Origin of the sequence: Tistrella arctica, assembly GCF_039630945.1 — a bacterium.
GTDB classification, from domain to species: domain Bacteria; phylum Pseudomonadota; class Alphaproteobacteria; order Tistrellales; family Tistrellaceae; genus Tistrella; species Tistrella bauzanensis.
This window is the reverse complement of the sequence record NZ_JBBKTV010000002.1, coordinates 472551-497244: the sequence shown is the minus strand read 5'-3', so window position 1 is coordinate 497244 and position 24694 is coordinate 472551. Positions and strand designations below refer to the sequence as shown.

The window sequence follows — 24694 nt, the reverse complement described above, 5'->3', positions numbered from 1 at the left end:
GGCAACCGCCATGCAATGACCCTCCCGCCATGCAATGACCCTCCACATGCCGCCGCCGCCGGACGCGCCCTGCCCGGCGGGTTCGGCGTGCCCACCGGCCGGGCGACCGCCCATATCTGTGACTGGCAGGCAACCACCGACGGGTCGGAACTGCTGGATCCGGTTTATGCCCAGTACAAGGAATTCATCCTGCTGGTCGAGGCGCGGCGCGGCGGCGCGGTGGTGAATTTCTGCCCGTTGATCTATGTCGATCAGGACATCTCGCTGATCCGCGGCTGGCTGCGGGGCTGGCCCAAGAAACTGGGGCAGGTGTGGATGACCCGGTCCTATGGCCTGGACCATCCGGCGCCAGCACCCCTGCGCGCCGGCACCCGCATGGGCGCCAGCCTTGCGGTGAAGGCCAGTCCTGCGGTGAGGAACCGGCGTCTGGCGGAAGCCGAGATCACCCTGGACGGCAGCGCGGGCGACGAATTGTCGGATCTGGCCCCCACCGGCCTGGCGACGGTGAGCCTGGGCACCGTGGCGATCAGCGTCACCGGCACCATCCCGCCTGATCGCCCTGTCCGGCATCATCCGGTGATGACGGTCGTCGGGCAGCTTCGCGCCCGCGGGCGCGCCGGTGCCGAGGTGGGTGAACCGGAGCCGGCAGCTCGAAGGCGCGGTCCACGCCTTCCTCACCCGGATGGGCCAGGTCTCGCCGCGGTCAGCGCCAGCACATGGCGCTCGAACCCCGCCGCCGCCTGGTCGATCGCCGCGGCCAATCGGGCATGATGGGTGGCCAACAGGTCGCGATGCAGGGCGTGGCGCCGGGGGCCTGCATCGATCAGGGCCAGGATCGCATCGCGGTATCCATCGGCGGTGCGCGCGATCAGCGCCGGATCACCCACCAGACAGGACAGGATCGATGCGGTGGTGCGCGCCGAGGGCTGGTGCCCCGCCAGCGTCACCACCGGCACGCCCTGTGACAGGGCATCCAGGGTCATCAGCCCGCCGCTATAGGGATAGGTATCGAGGGCGATATCCAGGCCGCGCAAGGTGGGCAGATAGGCGGTGCCATCGCGGCGCAACCGTTCCACCCGGCCCGGACCAAGACAATAGCGGTCGCACCAGCCATCCAGCCGCCGCCGCCAGACCGGATCGTCGAGCATGTCGTCATGCAGCACCAGCACGGTTGCCGGGCGCGCCGCCAGCACCTGCCCCCAGATATCGAGCAGCGGATCGGACAGTTTCTCGATCCGCGCGAGGCAGCCCAGGCGGACCATGGCGGGTGCCGTGTCCGGCGCCGGCCGGGCATCCGGCGGCGGCGCCAGCGGTTCCGCCAGGGTGGGGCAGACGACATCGAGCGGCCGGTCGGTTTCACGCAGCCCCGCCCGCTCGTCCTGCGGGATCAGCACCGGATCGGTGACCAGATGATCGAGGCCGGGCACGCCGGTGCCGGGCAGATAGCCCCAGGCCGAGATCTGCACGGGAGCCGGCTGATGCGCGAACACCCCCAGCCGGTTCTGCGCCAGATGGCCATCCAGATCGACCAGAACCCGCACGCCATCGGCGCGGATCATCGCCGCCGCGGCGGCATCGTCGATGCCGGCGATCGATCGCCAGCCATCGACGGCGAAGCGCAGACGCACGGTCGTGACATCATGGCGGGCCACGGCCGAATAGCAGGTGATCCGCACCCGCCCGCGATCGTGACGGGTGATCATCGGCACGAACACCCGGGCGCAGGCATGGCGGTGGAAACAGGCCGAGACATAGCCGATATGCAGCCGGCCATCGGCGGATGGCGGCGGCGCGGGGGGTGGGGATGCCATCCCGGCAGGCGCCATGCCCGCGAATAACGGCCGCTGCGCATCGCGCAGCCCGGCCGTGGTCATCTTTGGGTCCATCATCAGCGCATAGGCGATGTTCGATGCGGTCAGCCAGTCGCGCGGATCGATGGCCAGCGCCGCCCGCCAACTGGCGATGGCGCCGGCGATATCTCCCGTCAGCATCAACGCCGAGCCACGTTCCCGCAGCAGCCGCGCGGTTGGCGGGGCCATGGCCAGTGCGGTATCCACCAGCGCCAGCGCCGCACTCGGCCGGCGGCACTGGATGTCGAGCCGGGCACGTTCGGCGGCGATCGCCGGATCGGCGGGCGCCAGATCATGGGCCGCTGCCAGGCTGAAGCCGGCACCTGCCATATCACGCATCAGCAACCGCACACGCCCCTGCGCCAGCAGGGTCTGCGCGCTGCCATCGATGGCCACAGCCCGATCCAGCAGCGGCAGCGCATCCGGCCCCAAGCCGGCCTGCGCCAGCCGCATGGCTTCAGCCAGCAGGGCCGCCGCCTGCGACATCGCCCGCCCGCGCCTCAGCCGGCCGTTACGACAAGGAAGCCGTCGGTATTCAACTGATCGAGGAAGGCGGTGACGTCGCGGGTGCAGGTCTCGGCATCGACCTCATAGATCGTCATCAACCGCGCGCAGATATCGGCGATGCTCGCCGGCTCGGCGATCATGCCGACGATGCGGCTGCCGGTGGCGCCAAGGGCCGAATACATGCCGCTGGTGGCTTCCAGAATGACGGTCTCGCCATCCATTTCGGCAGCCATCACCTCGGGCCGCAATGCGACGACACTGGCAGGCGAGAGGATAGGGTTGGTCATCGGTATCATCCGGGGGACTGGGTTGGCGGAAAAGGTAGAGGATCAGGATTTGCGCCAGGCAACACAGGTCCAGTCGACCCGATCCAGCGGATCGGTGATCCCGCGCACCAGGCGGAAGGCGTCGGTCGCGAAGCGGCAGCTATCGAGCGCATGATAGTCGTCGATGATGATATAGCCACCCGGCATCACCCGGTCATAAAGCGCCTGAAGCGCATCGCGGGTAGAGGTGAACAGGTCGCCATCCAGCCGCAGCACCGCCAATCGCTCGACCGGCAACCCCGGCAGGGTATCTGCGAACAGACCTTCCACCAGCCGCACCCGATCATCCCACAGATCGAAACGCCGGAAGGCATCCTCGACCAGCGGCCGGGCGATCGCCAGCAGCGATGCCTGATCCGACAGGGTCACACCGGCATCGACCGGGTGGCTGGGCGGCGGCACGCCGGTGAAACTGTCGGCCAGCCAGACCAGCCGGTCGGTGATGCCATGCACCGCCAGAAAACCGCGCATGAAGATGCCGCAGCCCCCACGCCAGATGCCGGCCTCCAGCAGATCACCGGGCACGTTGTCGGCGGTGATCCGCTCAAGACAGGTCTGAAGATGATCCAGTCGCAGCCGCCCGGCCATGGTATAGGCCGCGGTCATCCCGGCATGGTCGGCACGGATATGGCGGCCTTCGTGCCGGCGGGCGGCCAGGGCCTCGAAGCGGTCGGCCTGGGCGATCCGGATGTCGCGCAGCAGCAGCGGATCGGGCGTGGCGCCGGTCGCGGCACATTGGGCGAGTGTCGCGATGCGCAACTCCGCCTCCAGCCCGGTCATGTTCAGCAGAACCGACTTCAACAGATCCAGATAGCGTGTGGCGGGATCGGTCATTCGTCGACGGCCGTGTTCGGTTCCAGCGCGCGCCGGCGCAGATAGCCGCCCGCATTCAGGGTCATGGCGAAGCGCGTGCAGGCATCGTCCACGGCGAATTCGGGATGACGGGTCAGGAACAGCGCCACCGCCTCGCCAGGGCCGGGACCGTATTCCGGCCAGTTGGGCCGACCGTTGACATGCGTGTCCTCGGCGATGATATAGCCACCCGGCCGGATCAGCGGTGCATAGGTCTCAAGCTCTTCAAAAACATGCAGAAGCCGGTGATCGCTGTCGAGAATGACCATGACTTCGGCCACAGCCCCATCGTCGCGCGACTGGCCGAGTTCGGCGGCGCGGGCATGGACCATGGCGACGATATCGGGATCGGTGGAACTGCCGCCCACGAAGCGCAGCCTCGGGTGCTGCGGCAACTGCTTGTCGGGCGTATTGCCGATGTCGATGCTGATCACCGCGCCATGGCCGATCAACTCGCAGATCGTGGCCAGAAACAGCGCGCTGCCACCCCGGTGGGTGCCGGTCTCGACGATCAGATCGGGGCGACGAGCGACAATCAGCTCCTGATACATCATCAGGTCGGTCGGATACTTGATCGCAGGGACGCCGAGCCATTCGCTGCGATAAGTCTCGCCGGTCTCGGTAAAGCGGCGAAAGGTCAGCCGAAGGAAGTCGCGGATGATCCGCGCTTCCGCCTCGGCGTCGATGGCCGGATGATCGGATACCTCCGGCACCGCCGCCCCCTTACTGACAGAAGATCAATGACCCGGAACCGGTCACGAACGGACGCAACCGCCGTCGTCCCCCGGCTGGGTTTTCAGCGTCGCCGCGCGAAGGTTGGCTGTGCTGGCGCGCGGCTCCGACCACGGCAACCGCACCGTATCCGCCGGTGAGACATGCCGCAATGTCATTGTGATGTTCTGATGATCATGCATAGTCGCGATCCTTGCTGCCCTGGTAACATATGCAACCAACAAATCCGCTGCATTTAGCGCGGTTTTGTATAGCTGCATTCCCGGGTCATCGCAAGCACGCCATTGTGATTACCTGTTCGCCATAGCGCCGCAAGCCATCCAGCCCCTCAGGTGGCCGCAAGGCATACACCGGCACCGCTCGGCACAGAGCCGAGGCCGCCGCCCAAATCGCCGGCATGGTGCCAAAGTGCCGCGTCACCGACTTCCCGACAAGATGCGACAGCGCCAGCGCCAGCGCCAGAGCGTCGCCCGGCGGAACGGGTGATATCTCGCCATCATTCGAGCGGCCGGTGATGATCAGGATCGCCGCGACCCGACGCGGCCCGTGCGGCAGCCGGCGATCGACCGCCAGACGTCGCTTGCCGTCCTCGCCACCGGGGGACGACAGATCGCCACCCAGTCCCAACGCGCCGGCGGCCGGCGGCGACAGCCGCAGGCCGGGAAATACCGGCGCCACCACCGGATGGCCGTCCGGCCCCGGTTCGGGCGCGCTGAGATCATCGGCGACGGGCACCCCGCCGGCCAGGGCCAGCACGGCGGCAAGCGTGGATTTTCCCGCCCCGCTATCGCCGGCCACCATCACCGCCCGGTCGCCGAACGCAAGTGTCGCCGCATGCAGGGGCAATCTGCCCATTCCTTGAGAACACCGCGCTGAACGCCGCCGAGACCACCCAGTTCGCCGCGTCCGCGATCTGTGTCGCCGTCTGCCCCCAGGCCGTGATCGCCCCCGGCCCCGCCAGGTGGACCGCACCGATCGAGGGTGACCGTGACGTCGGCCCGCGCGGCCGCGGCGATCGGCAGCGCCGGCAGACCGAGGTCCGACCGCACCGTCAGGCCGCCGATGCGATAATGTGTCCGCATCAGGTGCCGGCCCCCGCGCGCCGGCGCAGAAAGCCGCCGGGATTCTGCAACATCATGAACCGGGTGCCGGTCTCGACGATCAGATCGGGGCGGCGGCGGACAATCAGTTCCTGATACATCATCAGGTCGGTCGGATACTTGATCGCGGGGACGCCAAGCCAGTGGCTGCGATAGGTACCGCCCCCCTCGGTAAAGCGGCGAAAGGTCAGCCGGAGAACGTCGCGGATGATCCGCGCCTCTGCCGCCGGGTCAGTGGCTGTATCATCTGACACCTCCGGCACCGCGCGCCCTTTACTGTCTGAGAAGGATCATGCAGGCACGCCGTGCACCGCATGATCAAAGCACGTGCGGCCGTATCCGATCACGAACCGAAGCAGCCGTCAGGCTCGCCGGCTCCGCTGAACATCGCCGTGCGAAGGTTGGCGGTCCTGGCATGCGGCGGCGACCAGGGCAGCCGGGCCGCATCGTCGACGGTTGCTGCGTCCAGAGAGGTCGTCGTCTGGTTCGGTTCATCGCGCATGGTGGTGTTCCCCTTCATCGCAATCAGTTGCACCTATGCCCGGACATCGACTCCAGACATGGTTCATGTAGCCGTATTTCGGGGACCGCAGCAAGTGCAACATCACATACACCTGCCGACCAGATCCGCCGCGAGACCTTCGGCAAAACCCGCCAGGCTATCCAGCCGGTCGGGCGGATGCAGGCTGTAAACCGGCAGGTTGCGGCACAGCATCGACGCGGCGGACCAGAGGGCGGGCATGGTGCCGAAGCGGTCCATCACCTGCCGCCCGACGATATGCGACAACACCGGCCCGACAGCGTCGGCGGCCGCGATCCGCACCATCTCGCCGGCGCCCGACGACCGGCCATCGATGATCAGCAGCGCCGCCGCCTGTCGCGGCCCCGGCCGCAGGCTGTCATCGGCCGGCAGACGCTGCTTGCCGTCCGCCAGGACGGTCGGGGCCACGGAACGGCCGGACATCGCGGCAGCCCCCGGTGCCAGCCGCAGGCGGGGAAACACCGGCTCCAGGATCATCGCGCCATCGGCACCGGGTGCCGGCGCGCTCAGGTCATCGGCGATCACCACCCCGCCCGCCCCGGCCAGGGCCGCCGCGAGCGTGGATTTGCCGGCGCCGCTGACACCGGCCACCATCAGCGCCCTGTCGCCGAACGAGAGTGCCGCCGCATGCAGCGGCAGCCGGCCCCGCGCCAGAAGGACGGCCGCGAAAGCCGCCGACACCACCCAGTCGGCGGCCTCGTCGCGCTGTTCCTGATTGCGGCCCCAGACCGTGATCGCGCCGGTTCCCGACAGATGCACCACACCCCCGGTCGCGCCGGTCACCATCCAGCGGCCGACACCATGGCCCCATGGCCCCATCGCCCAGTTCCGGCCCCGCGCCACGGCATCGGCGATGACAGGTGCCTGGTCGCCATCATCGACCATGACCGTGACGTCGACAGGAGCCGTGGGCGGTGCGGCCATGGCCGGCAGGCGCAGGGCGGAGCGGACCGTCAGTCCGGCGATACGATAATATGCCGTCATGGTCGGGCCGCAATCACGCCGGCATCCGCCGGCGCAGAAAGCCGCCGGGATTCTGCGACATCATGAACCGGGTGCAGGTCTCGTCGACCTCGAAATCGGGATGGCGCGCCAGGAAGAAGGCCACGGCGCCGGCCGGCCCGGGGCCGTATTGCGGCAGGTTCGGGTGGTCCTTCACATGGGTGTCTTCGGCGATCAGATAGCCGCCGGGACGCACCAGAGGCGCGTAAGCCTCCAATTCCGCCAGCACATGCAGCAGCCGGTGATCGCTGTCGAGCATCACCATCACCTCGGGCGATGGCCCCAACGCCTCGGCGCGTGCCTGGACCATGGCGACGATTTCGGGCGCGACCGAACTGCCCTGAATGAAATGCAGCCGCGGATGCTGTGGCAGGTCGCGCTCGGGGCCGTTGCGGATGTCGATGCTGATCACCTCGCCATGGCCGATCAGGTCGCAGATCGTGGCCAGAAACAAGCCGCTGCCACCCAGATGGGTGCCGGTCTCGACGATCAGATCCGGGCGGCGGCGGATGATCAACTCCTGATACATCATCAGGTCGGTGGGATATTTGATCGCCTCGACGCCAAGCCAGCGGGTCTTCAACGTCCCATGGCCCGCGACGAAGCGATCAAACATCAGCCGTCTGAAATCGCGGATGATGCGTTGCTCGTCTTCGGCCGAAAAGGTCTCCGGGCCGGTATCATCTGAGCCGGTATCATCTGAATGGGGCACTGATGTCATGCTCGTGATGGCGGCATGGGACAGCACGCGCAGGCGGTGTCCGGACACAACGACACCGCCGCCAGGGCGGTGGCGTCAGGCTGTCGACGCTGATCGTCGTTGAGATCACCGCTCAGGAAATTTGGCAGATGCCATCGCTCGCGCCGCTGGCATTAAGCTCGGCCGTCCGGAGATTGGCGGTCTGGGCCCGTGGCGCGGTCCAGGGCAGACGGTCGATGTCCGACCCGACGGCGACCGGCTGCGCAATGGCGCGGTCGTGGTTGTTCTGCATGGCGTGACTATCCCTTCGACAATCGATCCTGATGCCCAACAGCAGGTATGCATGGCCTATGCTACGCGACATGAGCACAGGCAACAAGGCGACCAGCCCCTCACCTGTTGCCTTCGATCCAAGCGTTCATGATCCAGCATATATTAATCGGGCGGCGATTTCAGGCCAGCCGTAACCGGTCGTAGCTGGTCGCCGCCGCCGGTCGCGGGCGCGAACGGCATCAGCCCGCTTGGTCGAGCATGCCTGCATTGCGTCGCTGTGCATGGACGGAGACGGAGATTTGTCCGTACATTTGCCGCACGCGCCCCTCCGCATCCAGGCATCCGATCATCGTGACCACAGACCCGATACCGACGGCACCCGGCCCCATCCCCGCCAGCCCCCAGCCCCCCCGATGCCCGCCCCGCCACGCCCCGCCCGGCTTCGGCACCGCGCTGGCCATGACCATGGCCATTCAGATGATCGCGACCGGCGGCGTGCTGGCGCTGTCGACCATGGCGCCGACGGTCGCCGCGGCACTTGGGGTCAACCCGGAACTGATCGGATATCAGGTCAGCCTGATCTATCTGACCGCGGCGATCAGCTCGGTGACCGCCGGCGGCATGGTGCGCAAATTCGGCGCGGCGCGGATGTCGCAGGCCAGCATGGCCAGCTTCGTGGTGGCGCTGCTGTGCTTCGGATCGGGCCTGCTGCCGCTGATGGCGGCGGGGGCGGCACTGTGCGGCCTGGGCTATGGCCTGAACAATCCGGCCGCATCGCATATTCTGATCCGGGTGACGCCACCCGCGCGGCGCAACACGGTGTTTTCGATCAAGCAGGCCGGCGTGCCGCTGGGCGGGGTGGCGGCGGGGCTGTGCTTTCCGGCGCTGGCCGCCCTGATCTCGTGGCAGGCGGGGCTGTGGCTGGCGGCGCTGGCGCCCTTGCTGCTGATCGTGCTGCTGGCCCGTCTGCGGCCATGCTGGGATGCCGACCGCATGCCCGAGGCGCGGATCGGCCAGGACTGGACCCTGGGCGCGCGGCTGGCCATGAAGTTGCCGCCCTTGCGCACGCTCAGCCTGCTGGGTCTGCTGTATTCCATGCTGCAATTGTCGCTGTCGACCTTCACCGTCGCCATGCTGGTGACGGAACAGGGCTGGACGCCGATCGCCGCCGGCAGCGCGCTGGCACTGGTCCAGGCATCCGGCGCGGTCGGCCGCGTGCTGTGGGGCTTCGTCGCCGACCGGCTGCGGGCCGGCTTTCTGGTGCTGGCGATGGTGGGCGCGATCTCGGGGGCCGGCGCGCTGCTGATCGGTGCCGCCGGCGATATCGGGCCTGTGGCCCAGATCGCGCTGCTGTGCGTGATCGGCAATGCCACCAATGGCTGGAACGGCATCATGCTGGCCGAAAGCGCCCGCCGCGCCCCCGAAGGGCTGGTCGGCACCATCACCGGCGGCGTGCTGATCTTCACCTTTGCCGGTGTGGTGATCGGACCGGCCAGCTTTGCCGCACTCCACGGCCTGGTCGGGTCTTACGCCAACAGCTTTCTGTGCTTCGGTCTGGTGTCGCTGGCCGGCGCCGCGATGGCCGCCCACCGGCACCGGGTGGAGCGCCGCTGAACGCCCCCGTCCAGAACATGAATGCAATCGCCGGCAATCGATGCAATACACGTTATGGTTGAAACTATCATCACCACAACACCAGATTGCAACAGATTAACGACTGTTGGTTTTCTTGGAACTGCGATTGACACCCAACAGGCACACTCCTACCCTTTCACGCAATAATCCAAGACGTGAGTGGCGATGAATGGCGTGGCGGCACCCTGCGGTGCGGCACGGGCGGCCGTTTGCGACCCTCAGGTCAAGACAAGACCGACATATCAGAAGAGATGGGGAAGGGGATCAGAAGATGCCGACGATGAAGGGGCAGCCAAGCCCGCTGTTCGACGCCTTCGGGCGCGTGGTTCAGCCGATGACCGCCGATGAGCACGCCGTGTTTCATGCGGTGAAGGATCAGGCCGCAGCCACGAAGCGTGGGGTCATGAGCCTGGACATGACCAACGACGTTCACCGGCGCTTCGTGCTCGACCGTTTCGGCGGCGACGACTTCATGGAACGCTATTTCCCGACCGCGCGCCATCTGATCGAGACCACCCGTCGCACCCGGCTGGCCACCGGCAAGCCGCCGCGCCAGACGCTGCTGGAGATGGACGAGCCCACGGTCGGCGAATGGCAGTCGATGGTGAATGTCAGCTATATCGGTGTCGAACGCGAGAACCGCGTCGTGACCGCCCAGGGCGTGGTCACATTGACCGGCACCGCCACGGTGATCGCCGCCAATCTGGTTCTGACCGACGATGCGACCGGCGCGCAGATCGCATCCTCCAGCATCCCTCAGCAGTACAACAGCACCACCCAGATCATCGAGGTCAGCGGCGTGGCGCCCGACGAGGGGGGCGACCTGAACGTCACCGCGACCCTGACCGCGATGTACCTGCCGGCCGGCGGCACGCTGGCGGACATGTCGGTTGCCACCGCATCCATCGTCGGCGCCAATGCGGTTCAGTCGATCACGGTTCTGAACCCCAATCACGACAGCCATCCGGACCGCGACTACATCAAGGTCGCGCTGAACCGCACGCCGGGACAGGTCGGTGACTGCGATTATTACTACAATTACGGCACCGACGGCTCGAAGCCGATCGTGGGCCTTCAGGTCAACGGCTCGGCCCAACTGGTCAATGGCTATACCGTGGCCGCCAACCCAAATTTCAACGGCTCCTGCGTGCTGATGCGCCGGTCGGGCACCGGCGACGGCGCCACGCTGGCCTTCCCGGAAGATCAGATCCCGGGCCTGTGCAACGGATCGGGCAGTGCCGTGAGCTGGAATATCGGCCCCGACTGGTTCCAGGGCGCGCCATGGGACCAGGGCAACACCATCGACCTGGATTTCGTGCTGAACTTCAGCATCACCCCCGGCGGCAGCACCTTCGTGCGTGTGACCAGCGTGCCGCAGGGCGTGACCACACCCCCCACCAACATCGCCACCGTTGCGCCGATGCAGTTCGTGTGGGGCTGCGTCGCCACCGGCACGCTGGTGCGCATGGCCGATGGCGGCCGGCGGCCGATCGAGAGCCTGAGCGCCGGGGAACGGGTGGCCGGGGCCAACGGCACCAGCCTGCGCATCGCCGAAATCTGGCGCGGCCATGAAGACAAGCCGCTCTACCGGCTGGTCACCGCCTGCGGCGCCGAGGTTCTGGTGACCGACGGCCATCCGGTGCCGACCGCGGCCGGTGTGATGGCGGCGGCCGATCTGCGGCCCGGCATGATCGTCGAGACCGCCGGCGGTCCGGTGGCGCTGGCCCTGGTGGAAACCGTGTCGCATGACGGCGCGGTGCTGAACCTGGACCTGCTGCCCGATGGTGTGGACGCCCTGACCGACATCGATGACGACACCGTCACCGCCTTTGACGCCGGCGGCATCATGGTGGGCGACAACCGCATGCAGGGCGTGCTGAACCGGCAGGCCATGGCCGGCACGACCGCCGATCCGCTCGACAGTCTGGGCACCGAATGGCGGCTCGACATCCTGAACAGCCGCCGCATGGCCGCCGGTCTGTCGCTGCTCGAGCGCCTGACCAACTGATCGGTACCAGATGACGCACTGAACGCCGGAGCCTGCGCCTCATCCGCCCGGGCTCCGGTTGCGTCATTCCCGGCCTGCCGCCCGCGCCCACAGACCCTGCCCGCATCTGCCCGTCCGCCCGCATCTGTCCGTCCGCCCGCATCTGTCCGTCCGCATTGGGGAACAGCTCCATGACGACCCTCTCGTCCACGCCGGCCGCACCGGTCATCACCTCCGTCACCTGCACCACGGGCGGAACCCTGCCGGTCTTTCAGGTGATCTGGCAGCCCCAGCAGGGCTATACCGGCCCGTTCGTGATCGTGGTCACGAAGAGCGACGGCACGGCCGTGGCCGGCACCGGCAGTTCGCTCAGCGCCAATGGCGGCACCTGGACCGCCACCGACACGATGAACGCTACCACCGACACCTATTACCTTCAGGTGGCGGTGTCGGGGAATGAGGGCATCATCAGCGACAAGGTGCAGTTGCTGTTCGCCAGCCCGACCAATGTCACCACCGCCTTCGATGGCGCGCTGCTGACGGTGACCTGGACCAATGCCGCCTCGGCGACGCCGACCAGCCAGACCGAGATCCTGCTGATGACCCCGGCCGGCATCCAGGCCGTTCAGGTCACCAGCAGCGGTTTCGGCCAGATGGTCGTGGCGCCGAACCTGCGATCGTCCGGCGGCGACTGGTCGGTAACCCTGACGCCGCAGTTCGGCATCTGTTCAGGGCCTGCCACCGATCCGGCGGTGGTCTATGCCGGAGCACCCGCCGTGACGGCCGTAGCAGTCACCGCCGTGGGATCGCCGCTGACCCTGGCCGTCACCGCCGGCGGATCGGGGATCACCGGCACCTCGCCGTCATTCGTGGCGACATTGCTCCAGAACGGCACCGCCATCGCCAGCACGGCGCCCATCGCCGGCACCGATGCCGGTGGCGGCAGCTACACCCTCACCGCAAGCTTTGCGGTCACCGTCGATCTGGCCTTCGACTATCAGGTGGCGCTGGCCCAGTCGTCGGCCACCGCCGGCACCGCCACCGGCCCCCGGGGCATCGGCATGGGGTTGATCCTGGTGGCGCCCGAGACTGTCGTGTCGAGCCTTGCCGCCAATGAAGTCATCACCGCCATCATCGCGCCGCCGGCGGGCAACTGGGGGGCGACCGGCTCGGCGATCAAGATGTACAAGCCCGACGGCAGTGACGGCGGCAGCTATTCGGGCCTCGGCATGACGCGGAGCGGAAGCCTGATCGGCGTGACCGGCGGTGATGCCTATACCCTGACAGCCGCGATCACACGCGGCTCGTCGACCGGGCCGTTCACCAGCAAGACACCTCTGCTCACCAACAGATATGGCATGGGCCAGACCACGGTCGACGGGCAGATCCTGACCACCGCCTGGCCGATCGTGGCCGATACCGGCCTGACCGGAAACCAGGTCACGGTCACGGCCGGCGACACCGTGGTCGCCACGGCGATCTTCCCGACCCCGACCGCGAGTGGCAGCCTTGAAATTCCCGCCCTGCCGCCGGGCATGGCCGGCACCGTCCTTCAGCTCTCCGCCCGGTCGGTCGGCAATAATACGTCGGGCCCGCCAGCCGCAGCGGTCAGCGTCATCAATCAGGCGCCGGTGGTGGCCGCGTCGAGCTTCTCGACCACCGCGACCGGCCTTCAGGTGTCGATCCAGGCCGTCAGCCAGACAGTCGATGCCTATACGGTGGAGTTGTGGCGGGATGGCGCGATGGTGGTCAGTGTCAGTGGTGCCGCCCCCACGATCTCGATCCCCGGCGCGAACTTCACCACGGCGGGCCTCTATGCGGTCAGAGCGCGCGCAACGGCGGCAAGCCCTGTGGTTCAGGGACCGTGGAGCCCGTTCGCAGGCGTAACCTATGTCGCCGCGTCCGGCCTGACGACCAGCTATGACGGCGCGACACTCAGCGCCGGCTGGGATGCCGTGGACGGCGCCCAGGCCTATCGGCTGGTCCTGCTGGAGGGCGGCGCCGAAAGCGGAACCGCCTGGATCGTCTCGGGCACCAGCAGCACCAAGGCGCTCACCTTCGACGCGGCCAAGTCATACAGTCTGGCGGTTCAGCCGATCGTTGGCGGTTGCACCGGCCCCGCCGCCACCGCCGCCGTGTTCCAGGCCGGCATCTACCCGCAATTCGCGGTCGACACCGCGCCGGCGGTCATCCCCGCCACCCAGCCGTCGATGGCGCCCTATGCGATCGCGATCGGCCTGCCGCAGATCTTCACCAGCCCGCCGGCGGCGGCCGACCTGCCGAGTGTGGCGCCCTTCGTGCTGACCGAGGGCACGGCGCCCTATGCCTATACCCTGACCATCGACGGCACGGCCGGCGCGCTGCCCTGGAGCTTCACCGCCGACGCCGTCCGCGCCGATCTGTATACCGCATACGGCACCTTCCTGGCCGATCTGGAAACGCTGGGCGCCACCGCGATCGGGCTTCAGACCGTGCAGATGGCGATCTCGCGCACCATGCCGCAGACCTATGTGGAAACGCTGCTCTATGCCTATGGCTTCACCGGCGGCAATGGCTGGGTGGATCTGCGGCCGGGGATGGTGCTGCGCGCGGAATATGAAAGCTATCAGACCATGGGTTCGGCCGTGCCGGACCAGGGCTATCTGAACGGCTTCATCACCAGTGCCGTCGCCAATTACCAGATCAGCCGCTCGGCCGCCAACGCCACCGGCATCACCACGCTGGATGCCTTCATCGGCTGGCTGGTGGCGCAGGGCGGCACGGCGGTGACCCAGCCGCCCACCGCCAACCGCAAGCAGGCGGGCGGCGGCGGCCTGATCGACGGCGGCTATCCGCAGATGCAGCAGCCCTTCCTGCGGCTGGTCTATCCGCCAAGCTTCCCGTCGACCGCCCAGACCGGCACGCCCTACCCCGAATTCAACGCCCTGCTGCTGGCGGCGGCCAAGCTGTCGGACCTGACCACCGCCACCGCCAATATCCGCAGCGGCCGGGATGCCGGCGCCAATGTCGGCGTGCTGTATTTCCGCGGCCGGACCACGCTGGTGCCGCAGATCCGGGTGTGGGTGAACGGGGTGGAGCAACTGGTTCCGGTCGGCACCACCGCCAACGAGATTCTGGCCGAACGCGGCATGGAGCCGTCATCGGCCGGGCTGCCGCTGACCGGAATCAGCCTGCTGCGCGGCGTGGGGCCGGCACCGGCCGGATCACCCGCCAGCTATGACGCCGGCACCGCCAATCCGGTGCGGCTGGACTGGGCGCCGTCGGCCAATGCCGGTATCGCCGCCCTGCCGCTGCTGAACGGCGACCGCATCACCCTTGGCACCATCAATGGCGGCGGGGGTGTGGCATGACCACCCCGGCCGAACCCGTCTTCGACCAGGCGGCGGCCGGGTCCGAGATCTACTGGCTGAACGGCGGTGACCGGCGCGCGGGGTTCCGCGCCTCGGCCACCACCAGCTTCGGTGCCAGCATCACCCTGACCGAGAGCTGGACCGACGGCATGGGCCTGTGGTTCTGGCTGGATGCGGACCCGGGCGACGACGCGGCCTTCGCCACCGCCCTCGATACCTATCTGGGCCTGCTGCCGCCGGCACGCGGGCCGCGCACGATCTGGATCGGCGGCGCCGCCCAGGGTTTCGAGGACTGGCGGTCGAGCCAGTTGTCGATGGTGCGCAGCGGCGACACCACCGCCGTCGTCACCGGCACGATCATCGAACTGGGCGGCATCCGCCTGGTTCTGGGCGCCGGCAGCACGGTGACGGTGAATGCCGATGCCGAACAGGGCTGGATCCTGAAACTGGCCGGCAATCCTGCCCTCAGCTTCGTCACCGGCGAGGGTCTGTTCGACGCGTCACAGGGCTGGGCCGGCCTCGCCTATGTTCCGGCCCATGTCGGCTGCGTGATGTGGACGCTGGATCTGCCGGCGCCCGAGGGCGACACCGCCACCGGCATCGACCAGCTTGGCGCCAGCCTGCGCTTCTTCGGCCCCGATCCGGTCGCGGGCGACGGCACGGTCAGGGTGCTGGCGGTGCAGCCGCTGCGCCAGAGCCAGGCCGTCACGCTGCATTGCTCGGTCGATCCGCTGGCGCCGCTCGATCCGGCGCGCACCCGGTTAGGCCTGCTGCCGTTCGGCGCCACCGCCGCCACGGTGCCGTCCTTCGCCACCGGCTATGTCACCGCGCGCGGCTATGGCGTGACGCTGGCGCCGCGCAACACCGCCAGCGCAACACCGCCGGGCTTCGTGATGGCGATACAGCCGCTGGTCACCGGCGTGGTCGACGGACCCTTCGCCGACGTGCCGGTGGTGTATTACCTGACCCCAGACGGCGATTTCGATCTGACACCGGTCAACACCGACGGCCAGATCGTCACCGCCTCGCTCGATGCGCTGGGGCGCAACGATCTGGACGCGGCACCGGCCGAACGCCTGCTCTGCGGCACCACCGGGCTCGATTATGTCGGGCTGGCCCAGAGCAGCGGCACGGTGATGAGCTTCCGCGCCGGCAGGCCCGCCTATGCGCCGCCGTTTCTGTCGCCGATGCTCGACATCGTCCGCGCCATGGACCTCGACGAGGCGGCGCCACCGGCCCTGACCGGCCTTGGCACCACCGCCTGGAGCTGGATCAGCGGCACCAGCGCCGCGCGCTATTACGCCCAGCCGGAAGACGCGCCGTTCTATACCGGCGGCAGCGCCGGCTTTCTCAATTATCTGGAGATCTCGGCAGCGACGCTCACCACCGACGATCCCGAACCGTGCTTTCCCATGGTCGGCTATGCCGGGCTCGACGAGGCGCAGGCCACATTCGCGACCGAAATCGAGGCGCGCGGCGTCGCCCCCGAGCGTCGGCGCCAGATCGGCCTGCTGACCGGCACCCAGTGGCTGCCGGCGGCCCTGCGCGGCGCGCCCCTGCAACTGCCGGAGACCACCATCCCGGCGGTGTCGCCGCCGGGCCTCGCCATCGGCTATGCCGGCGACGACGTGCCCTGGGCCTGGCTCGCGGTCGGCAACACCGGCACCTCGTCCGACGGCTTGCCGGATCTGCGGTTCACGGCGGTGGATGGCGCCTTCCGTCAGGCGCTGCTGACCAACCGGCTGTTCATGGTGCTGGGCTCGGCCGCAACCGTGCTGGCCAACGGCTCGGTCGCCTATCAGCTCACCCCCGCCTCTCTGGGGCTGATCCAGGCGCTGCCGCCGGAAAAGGGGGTGCCGGCCGATATCTATACCGCCGTCGCCAATGCGGTGCGCGCCGCCGGCTATCCGGTCTATCCCACCGAGACCGCGTTCAACGCCATGCTGACCGGTGCGGCACCCACCATCACCACCGAACAGATGCTGGTCTTCCAGCGCTTTGCCGGCCTGTTGTCGCCGGCGATCGGCGACTGGCTGTTCCGGTTGAGCCCGCGCAACTGGGCGGCCCCCGATCGCGAAGGGCCGAAGAATGCCCGGTTGATCTTCAAATTCGTCAGCGGCCGCAGCCTGGCGGATCTGGTCGCCGACACCTCGGGCTGGAGCTGGCCCGAAGCCTCGTCGGACGACGGCAAGGCCGCGACCGCCCGTGACGACATCCAGAGCATCATCCGCACCGCGCGGCAATCGGTGGCGATCGCGCGCGAGAAGAAGATCGCCTCGCCCTATGACCGCTTCGTCGAGGTGATCGACGATCCATACTGGGCGGGCGTGCTGGCGCTGTCGGTCGAGGTGCCGCTCGACACCCTGCCGGAACCCTTGCAGCCGCTTGCCGCCGGCATCGACCCCGGCGGATTCTATGCCCATCATCTGGGCCTGACCGCGACCTCGTTCACCTCCGAGGGCGGCCGGATCGATTTCGACACCACGTCGAGCTTCGGCCTGATCGACTATCAGAATCCGATCGATCAGTATTTCTCCAGCGACATCGCCTTCGCCTTCCGGGTGCAACAGCTCACCGTGGGCTTCGAGAACGGCAAGCTGGCCAGCTTCACCAGTTCGGCGCAGTTGATGGTCAACCGGCTGTTCGGCACCGAAACCCGGCTGTTCCCCAGCGAACACGGCAACAACATCATCCTCGACGGCGTCTATCAGTCGGAACGCAATGATGGCGGGTCGTCGCGCGACACCTATGTCTTCGCGATGCGCGATGCCGGCGCCTTCCAGCTCGCCCTTGGCCAGTTGATGGAGGTGGGCGTCGACCAGACCCGGCTGGTCACCCTGCGCGCCGCCGACCCGGCCAGCGGCAACACCATGGTCAGCGCCGCCTTCCAGATGACCGGCCGGCTACGCTTCGCGGAGCCCGCCAATTTCGACCCGTTCTGCTGGGGGCCGCCCGCCACCGTCGAGGACGGCGGCGTGGACGCGTTTACCGCCGCGATGGCCGCCGTCGACGAGGCGGAAGCCGATGCCAGCAGCCTGGGGCTCGCCTATTCCAATTATGCCATCACCATGAGCTTCTCGCTGTCAGACCCCACGGCCGTGACCTTCACGGTCGCCGACAGCAACATGGCGCTCGACACCGCCAACAGTGCTGCGCGGGAGAACTCGCTGTTCGCGCGCTTCCCCCTGCGCCTGACCGGGCTGATGGCCACACCGGACCCGGCGGTGACCGGCGGACCGCCATCGACCCGCGACCCCGACGCGGCCGGCTTCGTCTCGATTTCCGCCCCCATCCAGCAGGGCAAGCTGACCCAGCCCTGGTACGGGCTGGTTTACGAGGTGGAACTGGGCACGCTGGGCGCGCTTGCCGGATCGGTGGGGCTGACCGTGCGGCTGCTGGCGGCCTGGAGCCCGGCCGGCGGTGAAAAAGGCCTGCCGGCGGTCTATTTCGGCGTCGCCCTGCCGGGCGTGGAGCGGATGCTGGGCGTCAGCCTGCCCTTGCAGGGCATTCTGGATATCGGCTTCCGGACCATCCAGTTCACCACCTATACCGACGCGCAGAACCGCCGCCAGTATCTGATGCGGCTGCGCGATTTCGGCCTGCATGTTCTGGGCCTGTCGTTCCCGCCCGGCCATAACGACATCACCCTGTTCGGCAACCCCGACCAGACGTCGAACACCAAGCTCGGCTGGTATGCGGCCTATGATAACGGCAAGGGCAAGGACGAGGGGAACAAGGCCGCCGCCAGCACCGCCGCATCCCTGCCCACCCCATCTCTGGCCGCCCCATCTCTGGCCGCCCCATCTCTGGCGGCGCCGCGCGGCGCCGCCGCGGCACGCCTGCCCCGCCGACGGCTGCCAACCGACGAGGCCCGCCAGATGATCCGCGCGGCCAGGCCGGCACGGATCGCCGCACCCACCCGCGACGAGGCGACGGCTGGCGAGGAGACATCCGTCGACGACGCTTCCAGCGATGGGACCGCCGCCTGATGACGATGACGCCGACCGACCAGACCGACTGGACATTCGACATCACCACCGCCGCGCGGGTGACGCTGAACGCGTTGTGGTGCGACCAGGGCATGGCGCACATGCTGCTGGCCAACGAGCATGAAGACGAGTTCATCCCCGACGTCATCGCGCTGTTCGATTTCGGCGCGACGCTGAACTTCATCACCAAGGTTCTGAAGCCGGCGATCGCGGCACCGGCGGTGAAATCGGTGGTCGAGGCGCTGCAAAGCCAGCGGATCGGCGACCGCGTGCCCAAGCTCGATCTGGTGATGGTCAGCCATCAGGACGACGATCACTGGCGCCTGCTGACCTATCTGATGGACGAGCTGGAGCGCATCGAGCTGCCCTATACGGTCGGCAAGATCGTCTATGCCGGGTCGGACTGGGGCCAGAGCGCCTTGAACGTTCTGACCCGGCTGGCGACCAAAACCGCCGATGCCGATACCGATCTGGTCTATTTCAACACCGTCACGTCCAGCTACAAGCCGGCGAACGGCACGCTGGGCCAGATGAAGAATTACGGCGACATCGTCATCCGCACCCTGGCCGCCAACACGCCCAGTAAATTCAAGGCCAAGAGCAAGGAACGCAAGAACGGTTCGTCGGCGGTGATGGTGATCGACTATGCCCGCGAGCGGATCATTCTGCCGGGTGATGCGACCTGGGAAACCATGGCCGCGATGAACAAGATCCTCGCCGCCTGGACCACCAGCCCGGTGCAGCCGGTGACCGCGATGTCGGCCCCGCATCACGGCTCGCTGAACACGGCGACCCAGAGCAATGATGCCGGCAATGACAGCGACCTCAGCGAGCTGATCGCCTTCACCGAACTGACCCGGCCAAATTCGGTGATCGCCAGCGCCGGGATCGCGACATCGCACAAGCATCCACATGCGATCGTGCTGAAGAAGCTGATCAAATATGCCGGAAGCTATGCTTTCCCGGCGCATCCCGTGGTCTATTACGATCTGATCGACGCGGAATTCAAGCGCAAGGACGAGGTCGCCGCCAACCTGTACACCACGGTTCTGGGCCTGACCGCGCCGGTTCTGGTCGCCAACTGGCATTTCACCGTCACGCCGACCCATCAGACGGTGGTCAACGCCACCGGCTTTTATGGCGCCTGCAAGGCGCTGGTCAGCGTGCCGGACACCGAATCCAACCTCATCGAGATGCTGATCGAGGATGACGAGGACGAGGCGACGCCGATCGTGATCGACAGCGACAACCTCGCCCGCCGCGCCAGCCATGGCACCGCCGGCGGTGTGATCGCGCGCCAGCGCGCGGCCCGGCCGGCGCGGGGGCGGCCAGCCTTCGCGATCCAGGGCGGTGACCGGCTGGCCAGGATGACGACGCCGGCCGACGACGACACCCGCTTCGCCACAGTCTCACGACCGCGCATGGTGCCGCCGCGCCGTGTGCGGCCGGTCGTCATGGCGAGGGCCGGATGATGCGCATCGACACCACGTTCCGGCCCGACATGGCGCCATCGGCCACTGCCTCACTCGCCGTGCGCCCATCGTCTGCGGCACACCCGTCATCCGCGGCGCACCTGGCGCCACATGCCCGGATCACCGTCGTCCAACGGGCGATCGTCGATGCCCTGTGGTGCGGCCAGGGCATGGCCCATCTGCTCCGGCTCTATGCCGATACAGGAACCGATCCCGCGACCGCCCCGGCCGATGGTCTGGCGCTGTTCGACTTCGGCAGCGGCGGCCGCGCGCTGACCATGGCACGCGACGCCCATGGCATGTCGCCGCCGGTGGCCTCGGTGATCGCGCAGCTTCAGCGTCAGATGGCGGCCGGGAACACGCCGCGGCTGGATCTGGTGCTGGTCAGCCATCAGGACGGCGACCACTGGCTGCTGCTGACCGAGTTGATGAACCAGGTCGAGGCCCTGGCGATTCCGCTGGTGGTGGGCCACATCCTGAAAGGCGGCACGCTGTGGGCGTCCGATGCCAGCGCCGTGATCACCCGGCTGGCGCGGTATACGGCAGATGCCGATACCGACCTCACCTATTTCACCACCAATCAGTCCAGCTATGCCGTCGCCGGCGGCACGATCGTCGACACCTTCGCGCTTGGCGATCTGAAGGTGCGGACGATGATCTCGAACGTCGCGAGCGCCAAGACAACCCAGGGCATCCGGCGCAATTGCGCCTCGACGGTCGCACTGCTTCAGCTCGACCGGCTGGCGATGATCCTGCCCGGCGATGCGACCTTCGAGACGCTGGCCCAGTGCAACGCCGTTCTCGCGCAATGGCAGCCTTATGGCTCGCCATTGCCCTGGATCTACATGATGTCGGCACCCCATCACGGCGCGCTGGCGACGATGAATGCCAGCACCAGGGCGGGCGAGGTCGACCTGACGGCGCTCGATGCCTTCATCGCCTATACCCGGCCCTATTCGGTGATCGCCAGTGCCGGCACCAAGAACAACCACCGCCACCCCCGATCGATCATCATCCTGAAGATGGTCCGCTATGCCGGCTTCGACGAGTTTCCGCCGCATCCGCTGGTGACCTATGGTGAATTGGCCGAGGACCGCTTTCCGAGACCGGTGGAAACCGACAGCGAGTGGCGGGTCATCAACGGTGTGCGGCAGAACGTCTATACCACCGTGCTGAACCTGACCACGCCCGGCCTGACCGCCGACTGGCTGTTCGAGATGACGCTGAACAGCCACAGCACTGAAGTACGGCCCTTCGATGCCGGCGCCCCCGGCATCCTGAACGTGCCCGACACCGATCCGATGACCCTGGTCGCCGATCTGATCAATGCCCAGCAGCCGCACGACAACGACATGGAGGACGGCCTGCTGTCACGGCAGGATGCCATGTCGCGCCGGGATGGCAGGTCGCGGCTGCGCGGCACGTCGCCTGCAGCACCGTCCGGCATCGGCGCCATGGCCGATCTGATCCACAACCGCTTCGGCAGGACCATGGCGCCAGTCCGGCGCGTGCGCCCGTGCGCGACTCGAAAGGCCGGCTGATCATGGCGGTGGGGCGGGCATCCATGGACGGGTTGTGGTGCGGCCAGGGCATGGCGCATCTGCTGCGGCTGTACGGTCATCGCTATGACAACCCGGCAACGACGGCGGCGAACATGATCGCGCTGTTCGACGCCGGCAATCGCGGCTATGGCCTGAGCGAATCGAAGGAAGTTCTGGGCGTCACGCCGCCGGTCAAGACCATCGTCGACGCCCTGGCGCTGCAACAGGCGCAGGGCAAGACCCCGCGCCTGGATCTGGTGCTGCTCAGCCATCAGGACGAGGATCACTGGACGCTGATCAATGAAATGCTCGATCAGGTCAAGCTGCGCAAGATCCCGCTTGAGGTGGGGCGGGTGATCGCCGGCGGCACCGACTGGGGCACCGGCGCCAAGGAGGCGATCAAACGGCTGGTCGCCCTGATACCGGGCGAGGGCGCGCAGGCCGAGTTCTTCTTCACCAACGCCACCGATTATGGCGACCCGCTGACCGGTGCCACCACGACGGTTGCGCTGGACGATGTTCTGGTCCGCACCATCATCGCCAACACGCCCTCGACGGTCAGCAAGAAGAACGGCACCTCGGCGGTCGTCGTGGTTCAGCTTGGCGGGCTTGGCTATGTCCTGCCGGGGGATGCCACCTTTCAGACCCTCGCCATGGCCAACACCAAGCTGAAGGCCTGGCCGTCGACGCCGCTGCCCTCGGTTTATATGATGTCGGCGCCGCATCACGGCGCGCTGACCACCATGACCAAGAAGAAGGACGGCGATAACAGCGATCTCGGCGAGTTGATCGAGTTCGTCGACCTGACCCGGCCCTATTCCGTGTTTGCCAGCGCCGGCGTGTTCAATTCGCACAAGCACCCGTATCTGATCATTCTGACCACCCTGGCCAAATATGCGGGATCGCATGAATTTCCCGACCCGCATGACGTGATCGCCTATGACGGCGGCCAGGAAAGATGGCTTCTGCTGGAGGATTCCGTTCAGAATGTCTACACCACGCTGACCGGCCTGACCGACCCGCTGCCGACCGCCGACTGGCTGTTCGACATCAACGATCAGGGGCATTTCGGCACCAGCGCGCGCTTCTTCGAGGCCGGCGTGCAGGCGATCATCGGCGTGCCCCAGACCAGTTCCACCGTCATGGTGGACGAGGGTGGCGGTGGCGGCGGCGACGACGACGACACCCCGCCGCCGCTGCTGCTGGCCCGCGACGTGCTGCCCGGCATCGAGCGCGGCTTCACCGTGCGCCCGGCCAGCATCCTGGACAGCCGCGTCGATGCACGCGGCCGGATCGCCCTGCCGCGCAATGTGCACCTGACCGGTCCGGCCGGCGCACCGCTGCCGCCGCCCCGCCGCGTGCGGCCCGGTATACGTGGTGGCGGATCGGGTTCATCGGAGGAATTGGCGCGATGACCACAGCCCGCATGACCATGTCGGCGCTCTGGTGCGACCAGGGCATGGCGCACATGCTGCAGATGTACGACACCATCGATGCCCAGGCGCCCAGCCAGATCGTGCTGATCGATTTCGGCGCCGAGACGATGTTCAAATCCTCGGTGCTGAAGCTCAACCTGTCGGCCCCCGCCGTCACCAAGGTGGTCGAGGCGCTGTTCCTTCAGCAGCAGGCGGGGCTGGAGCCCAAGCTGGATTATGTGCTGATCACCCATCAGGACACCGACCACTGGTCGCTGCTGAACTATCTGATGGATGCGGTCGACGAGATCGAACTGCCGATGAAGGTGGGCGCGATCATCTATGGCGGCAGCGACTGGGGCGCCGGCGCCCTGGCCACCGTCAACCGGCTGGCGGCCTATGGTGTCGGCGGTACCGCGCCGATCACGGTGCTCGACAGCAACGTCACCGATTACGCCGATGCCAACGGCACGGTCGGCAGCCTGGTGACGATCGGCGATGTGGTGCTGCGCATTCTGATCGCCAATGCACCGATCGCCAAGTCGAGCAGCCCCGCCCTGCGCAAGAACGGCACCTCGGCGGTGGTGGTGATCGATTATATGGCGGAGCGCATGATCCTGCCCGGTGACGCGACCTGGGAAACCCTGGCCGCCGCCAACACCCTGCTCGGCGCCTGGACCGAGAGCCCGGTGCAGCCGGTGAAGGTGATCTCGGCGCCGCATCACGGCTCGCTCGCGACCATGACGCCCAAGAACGAGGGCACCGACAGCAACCTGGAACAATTGATCACCTTCACCGATCTGGTGCGACCGGACGCGGTGATCGCCTCCGCCGGCTATGGCAACTCGTTCAAGCACCCGTATCTGATCATCCTGAAGGCGCTCGGCAAATATGCCGGCAAGAATGCGCTGGGGCCGCACAAGGTGGTGGTCTATCGCATCGATACGTCGGACTGGCAGCTTTATAGCGACATCACCAAGAACATCTACACCACCGTCATCAGCCTGACCTCGCCGGTCGAGGTGGCGGATTATCTGTTCACGCGCAGCGCCTTCGGCTTCTTCACCGAAGCCTTCGGCTTCCTTGGCCCCAGCAAGGCGATCGTCAGCGTGCCCAGCACGCAGGTGCAGGTGCTGGGCAGTGCCATGTCGACCGCCATGGACGAAGAATCCAAGGATGACGGCGGCGATGGCAGCCTGTCGGGCGACACGCGACGTCTTGCCCGCTCTGCGGCCGCCACCCGCCCCATCGCCGCCCGCCTCACCATCGGACGCTATCTGCCGCCACCCCGCCGGGTTGCGCCCACCGGCCGCAGCCGCGCCACCAGCCCGACACCGGACGCATCCGCATCCCCCGCCTGCCCCACCGCCGCCTCTGCTCCAGCCCCTGCCCCCGCCCGCTGACGAAGCCCGGAGACCCGCG

General features: G+C 67.5%; 19 protein-coding genes. 9 read left to right on the top strand and 10 right to left on the bottom strand.

Annotated elements, in window-relative coordinates; all coding sequences use genetic code 11:
* The first annotated feature begins 15 nt into the window (after nucleotides 1–15).
* Entirely contained in the window at nucleotides 16–771 is a 756-nt protein-coding gene (locus WG924_RS06180; protein WP_345932132.1) for an acetoacetate decarboxylase family protein, read from the top strand.
* Here the strand turns inward: WG924_RS06180 and WG924_RS06175 are convergent.
* From WG924_RS06175 to WG924_RS06130, 10 genes are all read right to left on the bottom strand, one after another.
* Nucleotides 675–2336 (bottom strand): O-linked N-acetylglucosamine transferase family protein, encoded by a 1662-nt coding sequence (locus tag WG924_RS06175; RefSeq protein WP_345932131.1) that lies wholly within the window; start codon nucleotides 2334–2336, stop codon nucleotides 675–677. The two genes, WG924_RS06180 and WG924_RS06175, sit on opposite strands and share 97 nt — an antisense overlap.
* A gap of 14 nt (nucleotides 2337–2350) precedes the next feature.
* The gene (locus WG924_RS06170) at nucleotides 2351–2644 is read right to left on the bottom strand and encodes a PqqD family protein (protein WP_345932130.1); all 294 of its coding nucleotides are present in this window, start codon (nucleotides 2642–2644) and stop codon (nucleotides 2351–2353) included.
* Nucleotides 2645–2686: 42 nt separating this feature from the next.
* Nucleotides 2687–3517, bottom strand: coding sequence for a TylF/MycF/NovP-related O-methyltransferase (locus WG924_RS06165; RefSeq protein ID WP_345932129.1), 831 nt, complete (start codon nucleotides 3515–3517; stop codon nucleotides 2687–2689).
* The gene (locus tag WG924_RS06160) at nucleotides 3514–4248 is read right to left on the bottom strand and encodes a CmcI family methyltransferase (protein WP_345932128.1); all 735 of its coding nucleotides are present in this window, start codon (nucleotides 4246–4248) and stop codon (nucleotides 3514–3516) included. Before WG924_RS06160 ends, WG924_RS06165 begins: the two co-directional genes overlap by 4 nt.
* Nucleotides 4249–4534: 286 nt before the next feature.
* Nucleotides 4535–5122: a hypothetical protein gene (locus WG924_RS06155; RefSeq protein ID WP_345932127.1), complete on the bottom strand. Its 588-nt coding sequence runs from the start codon at nucleotides 5120–5122 to the stop codon at nucleotides 4535–4537.
* Between the two features lie 226 nt (nucleotides 5123–5348).
* Complete coding sequence (locus tag WG924_RS06150) at nucleotides 5349–5621, bottom strand: CmcI family methyltransferase (RefSeq protein WP_345932126.1); 273 nt, start codon at nucleotides 5619–5621, stop codon at nucleotides 5349–5351.
* Between the two features lie 89 nt (nucleotides 5622–5710).
* Nucleotides 5711–5902 carry a hypothetical protein gene (locus tag WG924_RS06145; protein WP_345932125.1) on the bottom strand — a complete coding sequence of 64 codons (192 nt, stop codon included), beginning with the start codon at nucleotides 5900–5902 and terminating at the stop codon, nucleotides 5711–5713.
* Nucleotides 5903–5971: 69 nt separating this feature from the next.
* Complete coding sequence (locus WG924_RS06140) at nucleotides 5972–6892, bottom strand: hypothetical protein (protein ID WP_345932124.1); 921 nt, start codon at nucleotides 6890–6892, stop codon at nucleotides 5972–5974.
* A 13-nt stretch (nucleotides 6893–6905) separates the two neighbouring features.
* On the bottom strand, nucleotides 6906–7622 hold the full coding sequence (locus tag WG924_RS06135; protein ID WP_345932123.1) for a CmcI family methyltransferase: 717 nt from the start codon (nucleotides 7620–7622) through the stop codon (nucleotides 6906–6908).
* A 121-nt stretch (nucleotides 7623–7743) separates the two neighbouring features.
* The gene (locus WG924_RS06130) at nucleotides 7744–7902 is read right to left on the bottom strand and encodes a hypothetical protein (RefSeq protein WP_345932122.1); all 159 of its coding nucleotides are present in this window, start codon (nucleotides 7900–7902) and stop codon (nucleotides 7744–7746) included.
* Between the two features lie 440 nt (nucleotides 7903–8342).
* On the opposite strand from WG924_RS06130, the gene WG924_RS06125 reads away from it, so the two are divergent.
* The 8 genes from WG924_RS06125 to WG924_RS06090 all read left to right on the top strand — a co-directional run bounded on the left by WG924_RS06125 (nucleotide 8343) and on the right by WG924_RS06090 (nucleotide 24675).
* Entirely contained in the window at nucleotides 8343–9497 is a 1155-nt protein-coding gene (locus tag WG924_RS06125) for an MFS transporter (RefSeq protein ID WP_345932121.1), read from the top strand.
* Nucleotides 9498–9789: 292 nt separating this feature from the next.
* Nucleotides 9790–11526 carry a Hint domain-containing protein gene (locus tag WG924_RS06120; RefSeq protein WP_345932120.1) on the top strand — a complete coding sequence of 579 codons (1737 nt, stop codon included), beginning with the start codon at nucleotides 9790–9792 and terminating at the stop codon, nucleotides 11524–11526.
* 170 nt (nucleotides 11527–11696) lie between these two features.
* Nucleotides 11697–14855, top strand: a complete 3159-nt coding sequence (locus tag WG924_RS06115; protein ID WP_345932119.1) for a hypothetical protein — start codon at nucleotides 11697–11699, stop codon at nucleotides 14853–14855.
* A complete protein-coding gene (locus WG924_RS06110) occupies nucleotides 14852–18844 on the top strand; it encodes a hemagglutinin protein (RefSeq protein WP_345932118.1) in 3993 nt (1330 codons plus the stop codon). The genes WG924_RS06115 and WG924_RS06110 overlap by 4 nt, the downstream gene beginning before the upstream one ends.
* Nucleotides 18844–20316: a ComEC/Rec2 family competence protein gene (locus WG924_RS06105; protein ID WP_345932117.1), complete on the top strand. Its 1473-nt coding sequence runs from the start codon at nucleotides 18844–18846 to the stop codon at nucleotides 20314–20316. Before WG924_RS06110 ends, WG924_RS06105 begins: the two co-directional genes overlap by 1 nt.
* Entirely contained in the window at nucleotides 20313–21857 is a 1545-nt protein-coding gene (locus tag WG924_RS06100; protein ID WP_345932116.1) for a ComEC/Rec2 family competence protein, read from the top strand. Before WG924_RS06105 ends, WG924_RS06100 begins: the two co-directional genes overlap by 4 nt.
* Nucleotides 21833–23272 carry a ComEC/Rec2 family competence protein gene (locus WG924_RS06095; protein WP_345932115.1) on the top strand — a complete coding sequence of 480 codons (1440 nt, stop codon included), beginning with the start codon at nucleotides 21833–21835 and terminating at the stop codon, nucleotides 23270–23272. Before WG924_RS06100 ends, WG924_RS06095 begins: the two co-directional genes overlap by 25 nt.
* Nucleotides 23269–24675, top strand: a complete 1407-nt coding sequence (locus WG924_RS06090) for an MBL fold metallo-hydrolase (RefSeq protein ID WP_345932114.1) — start codon at nucleotides 23269–23271, stop codon at nucleotides 24673–24675. The genes WG924_RS06095 and WG924_RS06090 overlap by 4 nt, the downstream gene beginning before the upstream one ends.
* Nucleotides 24676–24694: the final 19 nt, after the last annotated feature.

Bases quoted from the DNA above. Each gene is read 5' to 3' on its own strand.
- WG924_RS06180 (WP_345932132.1), top strand. From the start codon at position 16: ATGACCCTCCCGCCATGCAATGACCCTCCACATGCCGCCGCCGCCGGA.
- WG924_RS06175 (WP_345932131.1), bottom strand. From the start codon at position 2,336: ATGTCGCAGGCGGCGGCCCTGCTGGCTGAAGCCATGCGGCTGGCGCAG.
- WG924_RS06170 (WP_345932130.1), bottom strand. From the start codon at position 2,644: ATGACCAACCCTATCCTCTCGCCTGCCAGTGTCGTCGCATTGCGGCCC.
- WG924_RS06165 (WP_345932129.1), bottom strand. From the start codon at position 3,517: ATGACCGATCCCGCCACACGCTATCTGGATCTGTTGAAGTCGGTTCTG.
- WG924_RS06155 (WP_345932127.1), bottom strand. From the start codon at position 5,122: ATGGGCAGATTGCCCCTGCATGCGGCGACACTTGCGTTCGGCGACCGG.
- WG924_RS06140 (WP_345932124.1), bottom strand. From the start codon at position 6,892: ATGACGGCATATTATCGTATCGCCGGACTGACGGTCCGCTCCGCCCTG.
- WG924_RS06130 (WP_345932122.1), bottom strand. From the start codon at position 7,902: ATGCAGAACAACCACGACCGCGCCATTGCGCAGCCGGTCGCCGTCGGG.
- WG924_RS06125 (WP_345932121.1), top strand. From the start codon at position 8,343: ATGACCATGGCCATTCAGATGATCGCGACCGGCGGCGTGCTGGCGCTG.
- WG924_RS06120 (WP_345932120.1), top strand. From the start codon at position 9,790: ATGCCGACGATGAAGGGGCAGCCAAGCCCGCTGTTCGACGCCTTCGGG.
- WG924_RS06115 (WP_345932119.1), top strand. From the start codon at position 11,697: ATGACGACCCTCTCGTCCACGCCGGCCGCACCGGTCATCACCTCCGTC.
- WG924_RS06110 (WP_345932118.1), top strand. From the start codon at position 14,852: ATGACCACCCCGGCCGAACCCGTCTTCGACCAGGCGGCGGCCGGGTCC.
- WG924_RS06105 (WP_345932117.1), top strand. From the start codon at position 18,844: ATGACGATGACGCCGACCGACCAGACCGACTGGACATTCGACATCACC.
- WG924_RS06100 (WP_345932116.1), top strand. From the start codon at position 20,313: ATGATGCGCATCGACACCACGTTCCGGCCCGACATGGCGCCATCGGCC.
- WG924_RS06090 (WP_345932114.1), top strand. From the start codon at position 23,269: ATGACCACAGCCCGCATGACCATGTCGGCGCTCTGGTGCGACCAGGGC.